This is a genomic window from Streptomyces sp. NPDC043176 (assembly GCF_056436715.1).
Window position 1 is genome coordinate 103,402 of sequence record NZ_JBWKCA010000004.1, and the last position, 14,081, is coordinate 117,482.

11 protein-coding genes and 1 pseudogene are annotated in these 14,081 nt (G+C 71.1%); 5 read left to right on the forward strand and 7 right to left on the reverse strand.

Annotation, left to right across the window (positions count from 1 at the left end):
• Positions 1-28: 28 nt before the first annotated feature.
• Entirely contained in the window at positions 29-1,843 is a 1,815-nt protein-coding gene (locus tag AC067A_RS07740) for a ricin-type beta-trefoil lectin domain protein (protein WP_478615944.1), read from the reverse strand.
• A 400-nt stretch (positions 1,844-2,243) separates the two neighbouring features.
• Here AC067A_RS07740 and AC067A_RS07745 point away from each other — a divergent pair, with 400 nt between their 5' ends.
• Positions 2,244-3,719 carry a TerD family protein gene (locus tag AC067A_RS07745; RefSeq protein WP_478615947.1) on the forward strand — a complete coding sequence of 492 codons (1,476 nt, stop codon included), beginning with the start codon at positions 2,244-2,246 and terminating at the stop codon, positions 3,717-3,719.
• Positions 3,720-3,955: 236 nt separating this feature from the next.
• Positions 3,956-4,555: a YdcF family protein gene (locus AC067A_RS07750; RefSeq protein ID WP_478615950.1), complete on the forward strand. Its 600-nt coding sequence runs from the start codon at positions 3,956-3,958 to the stop codon at positions 4,553-4,555.
• A gap of 43 nt (positions 4,556-4,598) precedes the next feature.
• On the opposite strand, the gene AC067A_RS07755 is transcribed toward AC067A_RS07750, so the two are convergent.
• Complete coding sequence (locus AC067A_RS07755; protein WP_478615953.1) at positions 4,599-5,378, reverse strand: NAD(P)H-dependent oxidoreductase; 780 nt, start codon at positions 5,376-5,378, stop codon at positions 4,599-4,601.
• A 215-nt stretch (positions 5,379-5,593) separates the two neighbouring features.
• On the opposite strand from AC067A_RS07755, the pseudogene AC067A_RS07760 reads away from it, so the two are divergent.
• A pseudogene (locus AC067A_RS07760) lies at positions 5,594-6,181 on the forward strand (MmyB family transcriptional regulator); the annotation flags it as partial.
• Positions 6,182-6,266: 85 nt separating this feature from the next.
• Here the strand turns inward: AC067A_RS07760 and AC067A_RS07765 are convergent.
• The 3 genes from AC067A_RS07765 to AC067A_RS07775 form a co-directional block, all read right to left on the reverse strand.
• On the reverse strand, positions 6,267-6,728 hold the full coding sequence (locus AC067A_RS07765) for a hypothetical protein (protein WP_478615956.1): 462 nt from the start codon (positions 6,726-6,728) through the stop codon (positions 6,267-6,269).
• Between the two features lie 104 nt (positions 6,729-6,832).
• Positions 6,833-7,432 (reverse strand): hypothetical protein, encoded by a 600-nt coding sequence (locus tag AC067A_RS07770; protein ID WP_478615959.1) that lies wholly within the window; start codon positions 7,430-7,432, stop codon positions 6,833-6,835.
• Positions 7,432-9,210, reverse strand: a complete 1,779-nt coding sequence (locus tag AC067A_RS07775; protein WP_478615961.1) for a helix-turn-helix domain-containing protein — start codon at positions 9,208-9,210, stop codon at positions 7,432-7,434. The genes AC067A_RS07770 and AC067A_RS07775 overlap by 1 nt, the downstream gene beginning before the upstream one ends.
• A 120-nt stretch (positions 9,211-9,330) precedes the next feature.
• On the opposite strand from AC067A_RS07775, the gene AC067A_RS07780 reads away from it, so the two are divergent.
• Positions 9,331-10,011 carry a phosphoribosylanthranilate isomerase gene (locus AC067A_RS07780; RefSeq protein ID WP_478615964.1) on the forward strand — a complete coding sequence of 227 codons (681 nt, stop codon included), beginning with the start codon at positions 9,331-9,333 and terminating at the stop codon, positions 10,009-10,011.
• 107 nt (positions 10,012-10,118) lie between these two features.
• On the opposite strand, the gene fabV is transcribed toward AC067A_RS07780, so the two are convergent.
• Positions 10,119-11,327, reverse strand: coding sequence for an enoyl-[acyl-carrier-protein] reductase FabV (fabV, locus tag AC067A_RS07785; RefSeq protein ID WP_478615967.1), 1,209 nt, complete (start codon positions 11,325-11,327; stop codon positions 10,119-10,121).
• Positions 11,328-11,726: 399 nt separating this feature from the next.
• Here fabV and AC067A_RS07790 point away from each other — a divergent pair, with 399 nt between their 5' ends.
• The gene (locus AC067A_RS07790) at positions 11,727-13,478 is read left to right on the forward strand and encodes a CAP domain-containing protein (protein ID WP_478615970.1); all 1,752 of its coding nucleotides are present in this window, start codon (positions 11,727-11,729) and stop codon (positions 13,476-13,478) included.
• Between the two features lie 144 nt (positions 13,479-13,622).
• On the opposite strand, the gene AC067A_RS07795 is transcribed toward AC067A_RS07790, so the two are convergent.
• The gene (locus AC067A_RS07795; RefSeq protein WP_478615973.1) at positions 13,623-13,919 is read right to left on the reverse strand and encodes a hypothetical protein; all 297 of its coding nucleotides are present in this window, start codon (positions 13,917-13,919) and stop codon (positions 13,623-13,625) included.
• Positions 13,920-14,081: the final 162 nt, after the last annotated feature.

The window sequence follows — 14,081 nt, forward strand, 5'->3', positions numbered from 1 at the left end:
ACGGGGGTTGCGGGAGATGGTGGCTGGTTCAGGACGGCTGGTGGGTCCACTTCTGGTTGGCGGCTCCCGTGCAGGTCCAGATCTGGGCGCGGGTGCCGTCGGCCGAGGAGTTGCCTGTGACGTCCAGGCACTTGTTCGCGGCCGTGTTCACGACGTCGTGCGTCCCCGGGTCGTACGTCCAGCGTTGTGCGCCCGTCCCGTTGCAGGTGTGGAGCTGCACCTTCGTGCCGTCGGCGGTCGCGGCTCCGGTGACGTCGAGGCACTTGCCGAGGGCCCGGACGGTGCCGTCGGTGCCGAGCGTCCAGCGCTGTGCCGCGGTCCCGTTGCAGGTGTAGAGCTGGACCGGGGTGCCGTCGGCGGTGGCCGCCCCGGCGACGTCGAGGCACTTGCCGGCCAGCCCGGTCAGCACGCCGGTGGGGGCGGTGCCGCCCGTCGTGCCCGACCAGGTGAAGGTGGCGGTGGTACGGGCCGGCAGGGTGTACGTGAAGGACTGGCCGCCCCAGTCGACGCGGACGGACTGGGCCGACGCGCCGCCGTTGTGGGCGATGAGGGCCTTGGAGCCGTCCGGGTTGCGCCAGGCGACGTTGGGGAGGCCGGCGTCGTCGGTCGAGGCGATGCGGTACGCGCCGGGCCGGACGAACTTCGTGAGGTGCCCGGTCGTGTAGTACTCGATCGTGTAGTCGACCTGTCCTGCGCGCGCGCCGCCCTCCTGCACGGTGACCAGACCCGTACAGGTGCCGCAGCCTCCGTTGTGCGGGCCCATGTCCTGGTTGAGGGCCAGGCTCCATTTCACCAGGCTGCTGCTCCAGTTGCGGGCGTAGCCGACGATGTCCTTCAGGTCCTCGTTGTGCTGGTTGCCGATCCACGTACCGCCGGAGTGCTCGGTGCTGAACTGCCGTACCGACGGGTACTGGGTGTGGACCTGGCTGCCGACGGCCGGATCACCGAAGTAGCCGTGCCAGGCGATCCCGCCGAACAGGGGGTCGTTGCGCACCCCCGCGTCGTCGAGGACGGCCGCGCCGAAGTTCGCGTAGTCGCCGTAGTTCCAGTCGTGCACGAGGACCTTGGTGGTGATGCCGGCCGCCCGGAAGGCGGGATAGACGTGGTTCTTGGTGAACTCGACCAGCCCGGCGGGGTTCCAGCTCATCCCCGGGTAGTTCATGGCGGTGGGGTTGCCGGCCTGGCAGCAGTTCGGTTCGTTCTGGACGGACAGGTAGTCGACCTTCACCCCGGCCGCCTGATAACTCTGGACGTACTTGACCAGGTACTGGGCGTAGAGCGGGTAGTACTCCCACTTCAGCCAGCCCATCTGGTCCATCCGGCCGTTGTCCTTCATCCATCCGGGCGCACTCCACGGCACCCCCTTCACCCGCAGTGCCGGGTTGAGCTGCTTGGCCTGGACCGTCAGCAGCCGCACGTTCGCGTCGTAGCCGTTCGCTCCGAAGTCGGCGAGATCGCAACACGTGTCGTCGAGGGAGACGTTCCCGGGCCTGGACAGGTCGGAGGCGCCGATCGGGTTACGGACGAACGAGAGCCCGATGCCCTCCGTCGGCGAGAACAGCTTGCGCATGACCTCGTCACGGGTGGCGGCGCTGACCGCCCCGCCCCGCAGGAGATGAGCGGTCGTGTCCGTGATCGACGCCCCGCCGCCCTCGAACTGCTGGTAGGTGGTGGCATCGTCGACCGCGATGGTGTGCCCCGCGCTGCCCCCTCCGGCCCCGAACGCGATCGCCGGCTGCGGGGCGAGGCCCCTGGTCACGGTACGCCCACCGGCATCGGACGTCGTCGTCAGCCAGACGTCGACCCGTTCCCCGGCGGCCTGCGCGACGCCAGGACCGGTCATGACCAGTCCGCCCGCCACGAGAACCCCGCTCACGAACGCGGCCAGGCGTCGCCGTCGCGACCTTCCGTGCCGCCCGGACAACCAAGCTTTGTAGTGCACCTGACAGACCCTTCATCAGAGGACTCCGCCCCACCGACACCTCGGACCGGCACATCCGGACCGCCGGACACACCACAGGACGGCAAGGCTTACATCAAGGTGTGAAGTTATGGAGGCGGAAGACGACCGTCAACCCCTCCAGCGCTTCAACTCCTGAACACGACTTACGGGTTCAGAGCCGGGGACGGTTCACTGGAGGCACCACGGGGCAGTCCCAGGAGACCTGAAGGAGCGCGATCGCCAAGGGCCACGGAAGCCTCTCGCCCGTCCTGATCCACTCTGACGATCTTTCCTTCACACCATGTCCACTGTCACCATGTGCCGCATGACGCACCTCACCAAAGGCGCCAACACCCCTGTCCCCACCGCCCCCCTGCGCATCGCCGTAGGCCGGCACCTGACCCCGGGGGCACCTGCCGTGGACGCCTCCGCCGTCCTCCTCGACGCCACCGGAAAGGTCCGCGGCGACGCCGACATCGTCTTCCACGGCCAACCCGCCCACCCGTCCGGCGCCGTGCGCCACGTCGGCCCGGGAGAAGGCGCCGGCCAACTCGCCGAATGGCTCGAACTGGACCTCCTGCGCATCGAACCGGCCGTCCAACGGGTCCTGCTCGCCGCGTCCTGCGACGACGGCTCCTTCGGCCAGGTCCCCGGCCTGTACGTACAGATCGCGTCGGTCGACGGCTCCATCGTCACGCACTACGACATCACGGACGCCTCCAGCGAGACCGCCTTCGTCCTCGGGGAGTTCTACCGCCGCGACGCCGCCTGGAAGTTCCGCGCCGTGGGCCAGGGCTACGAGTCAGGCCTCGCGGGGCTGGCGACGGACTTCGGCGTCGTGGTGGCGAAGGACGGGGAGGCGGCGGCTCCGGCTGCTCCGGCTGCTCCGGCTGCTCCGGCTGCTCCGGCTGCTCCGGCTGCTCCGGCTGCTCCGGCTGCTCCGGCTGCTCCGGCTGCTCCGGCGAGTGTGCCTGCGTCGGGGCCGTCGGCATTGACGGGCGTGGCCAAGTCCGGTTCGGTGCCCGGGAAAGCGATCGCACCTCCGATGCAAGGGCCGGCCGTGACGGCTGCCGCTCCCCTCGCGGGGCCCGGCGTGGCCGCGGGCATACCCGTTCCTGCGGGACCGGGCTGGTCCCACACCGGCGCACCCGTCTTCGTCAGCACCCCGGCCGCCCCCTCCTGGGGAGCCGGCCTCTTCGAATTCGAACCGCTCACCTACAGCGGCAAGGGTGAGAAGACGATCACCGTGGACCTGCCGTTCCCCCAGGACTCGGCACCGGTGATCCTGGAAGCACGCGTCGACCAGTACCACTTCCTCCATGTCGCCGTCCCCGGCCGCTCCGAGGACGTCTTCTGCACCGACCTGCCCGACTTCTACGGCCGCGCCCTGCTCGTACCGCCTCGCAAGGGCGGCCCCCTGAAACTCAAGGTGCGGCAGACCGGAAAGTGGGAACTCACCGTCCTCCCCCTGACGGCGGCCCGCCCGATCGGCCCCGGCACGATCCAGGGCAGCGGCCGTGAGATCTTCGTCCACACGGGCACCGCGGCCGACCTCAAGGTCCGCGCGAGCGACCGCCACAACGGCTGGTTCCAGCTCAACCAGTACCGGGGCGAAACCCCCGACGAACTCCGCCGCCCCGACGAAGAGCTCGTCCACGCCTGGAACGGCCGCCGCGTCAAGGAGAAGGTCCGCATCCCCGACGGCCCCCTCCTCCTCGTCATCGACAAGGGCCGACACCAGTGGGAGTTCACCCTCGCCCCACTCCCCCTTCGCTGACCCCCACGGAGCAGGGACATGATGGGCAGGGCAAGCAACGGCACGGGAGCCTCCACAAGGCACCCGTAATCCGCAAGGACACGAACGGACTGTGCACCGTACGACGTGGGCCGCCGCGGCAGCCGTGGTCATCGCACGGGGAGCCGCGGGCTGCGGCGCCGGAGAGGCCGGTGCCGGCGGCCCCGCGTCGTCCGTGGCTTCTGCGGGAGCGTCGGTGAACGCCCTAGAGTCGCCGGATGCGGCGAAGGACGAAGGTGGTGGTGGCTGGGGCGGCGGTCCTGGTCTGGGGCGAGTGGGTGAACCGGGGGTGGTCGCGGGCGGTTGTGGGGAGGCGGGTGGGCGGTGACGAGGTGGTGGTCGTGCTGGGGTACCGGAATCGTCGGGAGACGGCGAACGTCGTCAACCGGTGGAGGGTGCGCGCGGGGATCAGGTCGATCTCGGCGGAGGGGGTGCGGGGGGCTCGGGTGGTCTTCAGCGGCGGTGCGGTCGGGGGTGGCGTGACGGAGGCCCGGGTGATGGCCGACCATGCGAGGGCGGTGCTCGGGTTCGAGGGGGTCGTGGTCCTCGAGGAGGAGAGCACGACGACGTGGGAGAACGTCTCGAACGTGATCCCGCTGATCGAGGACGCCGATCGCATCAAGATCGTCTCTCAGCCGGCTCATGCGCTCAAGGCTCGCGCGTACTTGCGAAGGCAGCGTCCTGATCTCGCCGAGAGGCTCGTACGGGCGGATGACTACCGTCCCGGTGAGTGGATCGCCGTGAAGCCGCTGCTCGCGCTGTACGGCCTCTGGGCGCTTCGGGGGGTCACGCCAAAGGAGCGGAGGGTCTCGTTGTAGTCGGCCGTCGTCGCGGGGGCGGCGGCACCCGGCGGTCGGGGGGTCAGCCGCGCACGTGGAGGTCGAAGCCCGTGCGGCCGGTGGGTTCCAGTCCTTGCTTGAGGTGGAGGGAGGGGATCTCGTAGTCGCCGAAGTTCTGGCGGCGGAAGGCGATCGGTTCGGTCGACTCGAAGGTGAGCAGGCTCTGTTCCCAGGCCTTGGCGGCGGCGGCGTAGTCCTCGGCGGACATGCGGTCGGTGCCGTACAGGACGAACGGGGGCAGTACGTCGAGGCCGGGGTAGTAGAGGATGCCGTGGTGGATCGGGAACAGCAGGTCGTCGATGGGGCCGTTGATCCCACGGGCGGCGTAGTGCGACCGGGGGCCGCCGGCGGTGACGGACAGCAGCGCCCTCCGGCCCGCGAGGGTGCCTTCACCGAAGCGGTCGCCGTACCTGGTGTCGCTGTGCTCGCCGACGCCGTACGCGAAGCGGTAGGTGAACACCCGGTCCACCCAGCCCTTGAGGATGGCGGGCATCGTGTACCACCACAGGGGGAACTGGAGGATGACGGTGTCGGCCCACAGCAGTTTCTCCTGCTCGGCGCGGACGTCCGGGGTGAGCGTGCCGGCGTCGAAGGCCCGGCCCGAGTCGAGGGCGACCTTCAGGGGGCTCGACGCGTCGGGGCCGTAGTCGGCGGCGTCCACGACCGCCTTCCAGTTCATGGCGTACAGATCGCTGACCTGTACGTCGTGCCCGGCGCCGGCCAGTGTCGACACCGCGAGGTCCTTCAGGGAGCCGTTGAGGGAATGGGGCTCAGGGTGGGCGTGGACGATGAGCGTCTTCATGGGATCTCCTTGGGATCGGATGCTCTCGGTGGCGTGTCGGCCGCGTTCGATCCTGGGTGCCGGGCCGCCCGTCGTTCAGGGGCGCCGCTTCCGCAGGACGGGTCTTCCTGGTACTGGCAGGGCCAGGTTCACCGGTACTTCGCGGGCGATACTGGGACCATGGACGATCTTGCGGGGTTCCTGCGTACCCGGCGTTCCCGTGTCGACCCGGCGGTCGCCGTGCCAAGACGCCGGCCGGGCGCGTCCGGCCCGAGATGAGACGGGTCCTCGACCTGGTCGTCGACGCACCCGCACAGATCATGGACCACCGGCTGGACGTGCTCGCCGGGGACCGCCTCGCCGCCCTCCTCTACGGGCGTCCCCTGCCCGGCCTGAACATCGCCCGGCACGTCTTCCTCGAGGAAACGGAGCGCGGCCTCTACGCGAACTGGGAGACGTGCACCCTCGACGTGGTCGGCCACCTCCGCCTCGCTGCCGGCAAGTACCCCGGCGACCCCCGCCTCGCGTCCCTGGTCGGCGAACTCGCCATGGGCAGCGAGCGCTTCCGGCGGCTCTGGGCCCGCGCGGACGTACGTGCCCGGACCCACGGACGCAAGACCTACCGTCATCCTCTCGTCGGGCTCCTCGAACTCCACCACGAGAACTTCGCCCTGCCCGACGACGCCGGTCTGGAACTCCTCGTGCTCTCCGCCCGGCCCGGCAGCCCTGCCGAGGACGGTCTGCGTCTCCTCGCACGCCTGGACGCCGACGGTGACGCCGCGCTGCCCGTCGCGGCCGCGACCCGAGTCAGGCACACGACGTGAACACCGCTCCCCCGAGGCCGCGGTGTTCACGCTCGCTCATCCGGGGGCGATCACCTTGGGTGCGTCCCGGACGACGTCAGTGCCATCACGGTCGGCTGTCCCAGTGGTTCAGCGGGTCGACGCCGATCTGCAGGCCACGGTCGTAGTCCGTGATGTACCACTGCGTCGCCGCGTGCTTGAGGCGCCAGACGCCGCGGTCACCGTCCCGTTCCTCGGACCAGCGCTGCCGGATGTTGCCGGAGCAGTGCTCCATGTACACGTCGTGGTCGCTGCAGGCCGTCAGGCAGTAGCCGTTGTCGGACGTGGTCCTCATCAGCCACGTTCCGTCGCCGAGGGCCTGCTCGTACCACGTGGCCCCGGCGTTCCCGCAGCCTCGCATGGCGACGTCTCTCGAGTTGCCCCAGTCGTCGTCGATGGAGGCGAGGCACAGGTCGGTGCAGGCGCTTCGCCAGGTCACGTTCCCGCCGGCGTGAGCCGCGGTGGCGGCGCCCACGGTCAGCGCGAACGCGGAGGTGAGGGTGAGGACCGCTCTCTTGAACTTGTTCATGGGCAGGCCCTCGCAGCCGCCGACGACAGCTCTCCCACGGATCTCCGACGCCCCCCCGACACCCCGGACGGGCAGTCGGGGCCGGCCGGAGGTCGTGCCGGCGGTCAGGCGTTGATGCCGATGGCGGAGACGTAGGCGTAGGCGGCGTAGTCGGAGTCGAGGTCGGAGATGACGTCGTCCCAGATCTCGTCGATGAGGTTCCGGTCGCGGGCGGCCCAGGCGTCGACGAGGTCGCTCCAGATGTAGCGGACGGTGATGGAGCGTTGGCTGATGTTGGGGCGCTGGTACTTGGCTTCGACGTGGCTCTGGTCGACGGGGTAGATCTCCATGCGGCTGCCCCGGCCGTCGTTGTCCAGGTGGCGCGTGAGCCAGCCGGACTTGATCAGGTTCTCGCGGCGGCGGGCCCAGTAGGCGGCGTCGATACGCTCGCGGCTCGCGGCCGAGGGGGTGGCCTTGCCCCGGCTCCAGGAGCGGAGCGTACGGGAGGTGACGCCCTGCTCGGCCAGTGCGGAGCGACCGGCGGGGCTGTCGAGGTAGCGGAGGCGGGCGGCGAGGCCGCGCCTGGAGGTGACGGGCGAGACGATGCCGGAGGCGTGGACGACCCTGTTGAGCTCCAGGATCAGGGCCTCACCGCCCTTCAGTCCTCGGGCGTCGGCCTTCTGCCACTCGCCCCAGCGGGACCACAGGTCCGGGGATCCGGTCATCAGCGCTTACCTCCGAGCATGTACGTCGACTTCTCCTTGACCTCGTTCAGGTCCCGGCCCTCCGGAAACACCGTGCGCCAGTCCCCCACGACGTGCAGTTCGTCCGTGCCCGAGATCTCCACGATCTGGAGTCCGGCCCTGCGTGCCTTGTTGGCCTTCATCCACAGGTTCGCGAACGCCTTGGCGCGGATGATGTGCATCCAGTCCGGGCGGCGGATCTCACGGTTCGCGCTGGACTCGCCGATGGTCGACACGAATTTGGAGTACATGGCCTTGACATAGGCCACGGTCAGTTCGTCGCCCTTGACGAGAGCGTCCTTCCGCGTTTCCGCCAGGGCGCGGCGGAGCTTTTCGAGCAGTGCCTCGGAGGCGCCGGACACGAGGGAACGATGGATCACAGGAGGGTCAGCCAAGCCCTGGCGGGCGCAGTCGAGCAGAAGTCGGAGCGTGGACTCGCTCACCCACAACTCACCCGGTTCCATACGGTTCCCCAGCGGATCGGGGAGGTCCGCGTGGTCCCACGGGGACGGCGTGACGAGGTGGACTCCGGCCTTCTTCGGGTCGTGGACACCGCTGGTGTCCTCACGGAGCTGACCGATCGGCAACCACGACTTGAGCGCGGACAGGTAAGCCGCGTTCATGTCGAGCGCGGTCACCTCGATCCGCTCTCCCCGCTTCGCCGCCGCGAGCAACTCGCGGTTACGCCATTTCGGACGGCCCTCCCAGATCTCGTCCGCCCCCTTCTGGGACTTCTTCCTGAGGATTTCCTGGGTGGGAGGGAATTCGGAATGCTCATAGCGGCCACCGACCCGGGAGACCTTCAGGAGAGCCATCACGTCCGGGATCGCGGACTTGATCAGTGCCGCCTGCGCGGCGTCCACATCGCCGTCGCACGCGTCGAGGACCTCGTGCACCCGATCCGTGATCTGCTCGACGAGGGTTTCGGAGGCGTAACCCGGGATGGTGCCGCGACGCGGTGCCCGCCCCGCTCCTGTGGCGGGCGGCGCCTCTGGCTGCTCGGAATCTGCTGCTGTCGACGGTCGGGGCGTCGGGGCGGGCTGTGGGAGCGTGCTGCGCTGCGGGTTCGCGGCGGGCAAGGGCGTCGGGCCGGGCTGCGGGGTCGCGCCGGACTGTGGGGGCGCGCCGGACTGTGGGGGCGAGGTGAGCCGCGTGGGTGAGGTGAGCTGCGGGGCCACGGCGGGCTGCGGCACGCTCGCCGCCGCGATCGCTGCCGCGCACTCGGCTGGGTCGAGGTGCTGCGGGTAGCCGTCGACATCGTCCAGGGCCGGCTGGCCGCACAGGACGCACGGCTGCGGCTGCGGCTGCGGCTGCGGCTGCGGCTGCGGCTGCGGCTGCGGGGCATGGTCCGTCGACGGCTGCGGATCGGGCCGGGCCGGCTCCGCCTCGCCCGGGGACTCCGGCGGGGCAGGGCTGAGGAGATCCTCCGCGGGCGGTGCGGGCGGAGGTGGCACCGCCGTGGGCGGTGACTGCGCGGGCAGGCCGACGGTCGGCTCGCTCGACGGCTGCAGGCTGGTCACCGCTCCGTGCAGGACGCCCACCGCGTGGGTCGGACCGGCGAGGAGGTCGAGGACGGGCAGGCCGTAGTGCGCGGCGAGGAGGTCGATGTCCTCCAGTGACCAGTGCTGCTGGCCACGCTGCTTGCGCGATACCTGTGCCTGGGACTGGCCGAGCCCTGCCGCCAGGTCCTGCTGGCGCTCGCCGGTCCGTGACATCAAGGCGGACACCGTGAGCCTGAGGAGCTCCTCCGTACCCATCATGCTGCCAACCTAGCAACTCGCATGCTGATAGCGCATACGGCATGCGGGGATCACATCGAGGAGCGGCGGCGGGATGAGTAGGGTCGGGGTGCAGCGCCGGGTTCAGCAGAGGAGAGAGAAGTGTTCGTCAAGGTGTGCGGGCTCGGGACGACCGACGACATCGACGTGGCGGTCGCGGCGGGCGCGGACGCCGTCGGGCTGGTGATCAGCCGGACCAGCGTGCGCGGGCTCGAACGGGATCGGGCGGCGCGGCTCGCGGCCCACGTTCCGCAGGGCGTCCTGTCCGTTCTGGTGGTGAACGACACGCCGGCCGCCGATGCCGCCCGTATCGCCGGTGAGCTCGGTTTCGGTGCACTGCAGTTGCACGGAACGGCGTACCAGGAGGAGGACTTCGCCGTCGCGGCCGGGATCTTTCCGCGGTTGTGGAGGGCCACGTCGCTCGGCGACCGGCCCGACACGCGGGTCGGTGCCTACGGCGAGGAGGTCCTTCTCCTCGACTCCCCGCACGCGGGTTCCGGCGAGCCGTGGGACCTGACGCTCCTCGAGTCGGGTCGCCCCCAGGGCACCTGGCTCCTCGCCGGCGGCCTGACGCCGGACAACGTCGCCGAGGCCATCGGCAGGGCCTGCCCCTGGGGGGTCGACGTCTCCAGCGGCGTCGAGTCCTCCCGGGGCGTCAAGGACCACGAGCGGATTCGCGCGTTCGTCGCCGCCGCGAAGGAGTCCGCCGCGAAGGAGTCCGCCGTGGAGCAGGCCGTGGTGAAGCAGGTCGCCTCGGAGGGGTTCTCCCCGCAGGGGTCCTGACCTCGGGCGGCAGCCGCCGTACCCCGACCGACGTGATCGGGGTACGGAGTCGCGGCCCGTTCGACGCGCTCGGGGTACGAGGTCGTGGCTCGGCTTCGGCGGGCGCGTCAGGTGGTCGGGGCCGGCCAGGCGACGTCGGTTTCGACGGCGGCCGCGTAGTCGACGCCGGGGACGGAGAAGCCGTAGAGACGGCGGACCTCGTCGCTGAACCAGTCGAGGTCGGCGAGGTCGGTGATGGAGTCGCTGGTGGCGGTGGACCAGCGTTCGGCGACGGCGTTCTGGACGGCGGGGGCGAGTTCCCAGGTGTCGAGGCGGACGCGGCCTTCGTCGTCGAGGTCGAGGGGTTCGGCGCCGGTCAGCTGGTCCCACAGCCGTACGAGCTGGCCGATCGGGGCGACCATGTCGTCGCCGAGGACGCCGCGCAGCAGTCCGACGTACAGGGCGATGCCGGGGATGGCGGTGGAGGACTGGGTGACGGCGGCGGCGTTGACCGAGGTGACGGCCCTGCCGCCCAGGGCCTTGCCGAGGCGCTCGTCCAAGGTGCGCGCGGTGGCTTCCAGGTGGGACTTCGCCAGGCCGATGGTGCCCTGGCGGTAGATCGCCGCGGTGAGGGGCGAGCCGATGTAGGACAGGGCCGCGGTGGTGAAGCCTTCGGCGAGGAGGGAGCGGTCGGCCAGGAAGGTGACCCACCGTTCCCAGTCGGTGCCGCCCATCACGGCCACGGTCTGCTCGATGTCGTCCCCCTCGGCCGGTGCGGTGGTGACCTCCTTCACCTCCGGTGTGCCGTCCTGGTCGAAGACGAGGGTCTTGGTGGTGTGCGGCGAGCCGACGGGCTTGAGGACGGAGGCGTACACCTCGCCGGTGTCCGGGTCGGTGCGGCGAGGCGCGGCCACGGAGTAGACGAGGTAGTCGAGACGTCCGCCGAACCGCTCGGCGAGGAGGTCGGCGACCTCCTCCTTCATCGCGTCGCCGAAGGCGTCGCCGTTGAGGAAGACCATGTCCCGCCCGTGCTGCCGGGCGAGCCGGGCGGTGGCGGCCGTCCGGTACCAGCCGGCCGTTCCGGTGCGCCGCGCGGGCGCCTTCTCGAAGCACACGCCGATGCCCCGTATGCCGATGCGGGCCAGACCCGCGATGGTGGCGGCCAGGCCGTACCCGGCGGACGAACCGATGACCAGCGCGACCGGCCCTTCGCCTCCGGTCGCGGCCGGTGCGGGGACGGCCCGCCACATGTCGTCCACCACCTGTCGGCAGCCACCCGGGTGGGAGTCGAGGAAGAGGAAGCCCCGGCTCTTGGGCGCAATGACGCGTTCGCTCACGGTGTGGTGTCCCAGCTGTCGTCACGTACAGGACGGGCGGCCTCCTGGGTCGCCTCGTCCTGCCAGTCTGCTGCCGGGCGGACGGGCTCGGTAATCTTGACCGGTACAAGGATGGTCTGCCGGGTTTGGAGGTTTTCCACCAGGGGGTGACTTGGCGAGGCCCGCATCGCTCTGACCTTCACGGCGCTTCGCGCGGTGGCATGCGGCGTCGGATCACCTGGTGGACCGGATGAGGATTCCGGCGACGCGGAATCAGCGGCCGTGACCGTCGTCGATCACCAGTCGGCTCTTGTGACCCACGTCACGGAATCGGATTTCGTCTTTCCGTTATCGGTGTCCCGGGCCGAGGCTCTCCCCTGTGCAAGGAACTCCACAAGAGGTAAGTGAAGGACGGACAGCGTGCAGCGGACCATGGGTTTTGAGCAGCTGACGGATGCGGAGCTGATACGGGCGGCGCAGTGGGGGGCGCCTTGGGTGCGTCAGCACCTCGTGGCCGTCTACCAGCCGCTCGTCCAGGCACTGGCGGCCCGGGCCCTCGACGGCCGGCCGGGTGCCGACGAGGTCGTGCGGGCCGTCGTGCAGGACACCCTGGGACGCGCGGAGTTCACCCTGGGGACTCTGCCGCAGGTGGAGGCGGTACGCCCCTGGATCGTCTCGGTCGCCGTGGCGAGCACGCTCTCGTACGCGGCCGGCCTCCGGGCACAGCCGGCCGTACGCGCCGGATCGGGTGCCCATCCCGCGGAGGTCCTGCTCTGGCTGGACGTCGAGGACGCCCTGATGACCGCGCTGTGGTCGCTGGAGCAGGAGGGGTGGCTGAGCCGGCACGAGACGGCCGCCGCGCTGAGCTGGTCCACTCACGACACCGCGATGCGGATGGAAGCGGTACGCCTACGCCTGGACGCGGCCGGGTCCGTGACCGCCGCTCTCGGCCGCGAACCCCGCTGCCCCGGTCTGGCCCGGCAGATCGCCACCTGGGACGGTCGGCCGAGCGCCGCCTGGCGTGACGAGCTGGCCGGTCACACCGTTCGGTGCGCCCACTGCACCACCGGAAGCGTGGCGGCCGTGCCCTTCCACGCGTCGACCACGGCCACGGCGGCTGCCGGCCGCGCCACAGGGGCAGGAACAGGGGCAGGAGCAGGTGCAGGTGCAGGTGCAGGTGCAGGTGGGGAGATGCCGGCGGAGTCGGCCGGTCGCACCGCTTTCCATGCCTCCGAAGCCTTCGACACGACCGAGACCTATGCCCTCCTGCCCGATACGGCGGATTCATCCGGTCCGTCCGGTCATGTCTCCGCGGCCGCGGTGGTCGGTTCGCGCAGCAGCCGTGCGGTCCGGAGGCGACGCCGTCAGGCCGACGAGCGCACGCGTCGCCGCGCCACGGTCGCGGCCGGGATCGCCGTCGCGGCGGTGACCGCGGGGGCCTTCTCGCTGCAGTCCGGGCGCGACGGGGACGACCGGCTGGAGGCGAACCGGGCCGCCGCGCCGGGGCTCGACCTTCCCCTGGGGAACGAACCGGGCACGCTGACCGCCTCCCCGTCCACAACCGCCGCGTCCCCCTCCGCGTCCGCCTCGACCGGCGCGACGCCGAGCAGCGCTCCGACGAAGGCCACGGCCACGCCCACGCCCACGAAGAGTCCCCGGCCGAGCACGGCGACGCCGGCGTCCAAGCGCCCGACGACCCCGGCCGCCACGACGGCGGCGCCGACGAGGAGCGCCACGCCCACGGGCGGCACGGACACCGGTCCGGGAGGCGGTTCGGGGCAGGACACGGGGCAGCAGTCGGCGGCGGACCAGGTGATCGCGCTGGTGAACGCGGAGCGGGCGAAGGCGGGCTGCGGCCCGCTCAGCGCCAACGCCGCGCTGACCCGTGCCGCCCAGGGCCACTCCGACGACATGGCCGCCCGGGACTTCTTCGACCACACGAACCCTGACGGCGACGGTCCGGGGCAGCGGGTCACGGCCGCGGGCTACCCGTGGTCGACGTACGGCGAGAACATCGCGATGGGGCAGAAGACCCCGGAGCAGGTCATGGAGGCCTGGATGAACAGCCCCGGTCACCGGGCGAACATCCTCAACTGCGACTTCAAGGAGATCGGCATCGGCATCCACAGCTCCGGCGGCCCCTACTGGACGCAGGTCTTCGGCGCGCGCTGACCCCCGTAGGCCCCCGCTTCTCCCCGCCCCGCTGTCCTCGGCCCTCCGCCCGCTCCACCCCTCTTCCCGTCCCACGGCCCCGCTCCCGGGTCCCCGGCACCCGCGAGCGGGGCCGTGGGACGGGTCAGGGCACGTCAGGGCAGGTCAGGGTGTGTCGCCGGAGTGGTGGAAGCGGGCCACGACGCCGGGGCCGGGTCTACGGGCTTCGCCGGGGCGGGGATCGTACAGGGAGCGTCCGCCTGGCCACTGACCCAGTTCGGTGGCCAGTGCGGCACCGTCGTCGACCTCCTCGGGCCGCCAGTCCGTGACGTCCAGGAGCAGTCCGTCCAGTGGCCCGCCCACGAGTGCCGCGTAACTCCGGCCGGGGATCGGGCCCGGGTCGGGGTCGTCGTGGTCGTGGCCGTAGACCCGGCCGCGCAGGAGCTGCTCATCGCCGTTCATACCTCCAGCCTTCCAGCCACCACTGACAACGCGGTGCGGTGACGGCGGGCAGCGGCGGTGACGGCGGGCAGGGCGGGGCCGTCCGTGGGGCCGCTGGGAGGCAGGCCGAGGGGGTCTCGACCGGCGGGCGGAAAACCGTTCGATCCGGCGGGGCCCGTCGTT

What these genes read in the sequence shown, in the direction of transcription:
- AC067A_RS07740 (WP_478615944.1), bottom strand. Translation starts at nt 1,843, where the DNA reads ATGACCGGTCCTGGCGTCGCGCAGGCCGCCGGGGAACGGGTCGACGTC.
- AC067A_RS07745 (WP_478615947.1), top strand. Translation starts at nt 2,244, where the DNA reads ATGTCCACTGTCACCATGTGCCGCATGACGCACCTCACCAAAGGCGCC.
- AC067A_RS07750 (WP_478615950.1), top strand. Translation starts at nt 3,956, where the DNA reads ATGCGGCGAAGGACGAAGGTGGTGGTGGCTGGGGCGGCGGTCCTGGTC.
- AC067A_RS07755 (WP_478615953.1), bottom strand. Translation starts at nt 5,378, where the DNA reads ATGAAGACGCTCATCGTCCACGCCCACCCTGAGCCCCATTCCCTCAAC.
- AC067A_RS07765 (WP_478615956.1), bottom strand. Translation starts at nt 6,728, where the DNA reads ATGAACAAGTTCAAGAGAGCGGTCCTCACCCTCACCTCCGCGTTCGCG.
- AC067A_RS07770 (WP_478615959.1), bottom strand. Translation starts at nt 7,432, where the DNA reads ATGACCGGATCCCCGGACCTGTGGTCCCGCTGGGGCGAGTGGCAGAAG.
- AC067A_RS07775 (WP_478615961.1), bottom strand. Translation starts at nt 9,210, where the DNA reads ATGATGGGTACGGAGGAGCTCCTCAGGCTCACGGTGTCCGCCTTGATG.
- AC067A_RS07795 (WP_478615973.1), bottom strand. Translation starts at nt 13,919, where the DNA reads ATGAACGGCGATGAGCAGCTCCTGCGCGGCCGGGTCTACGGCCACGAC.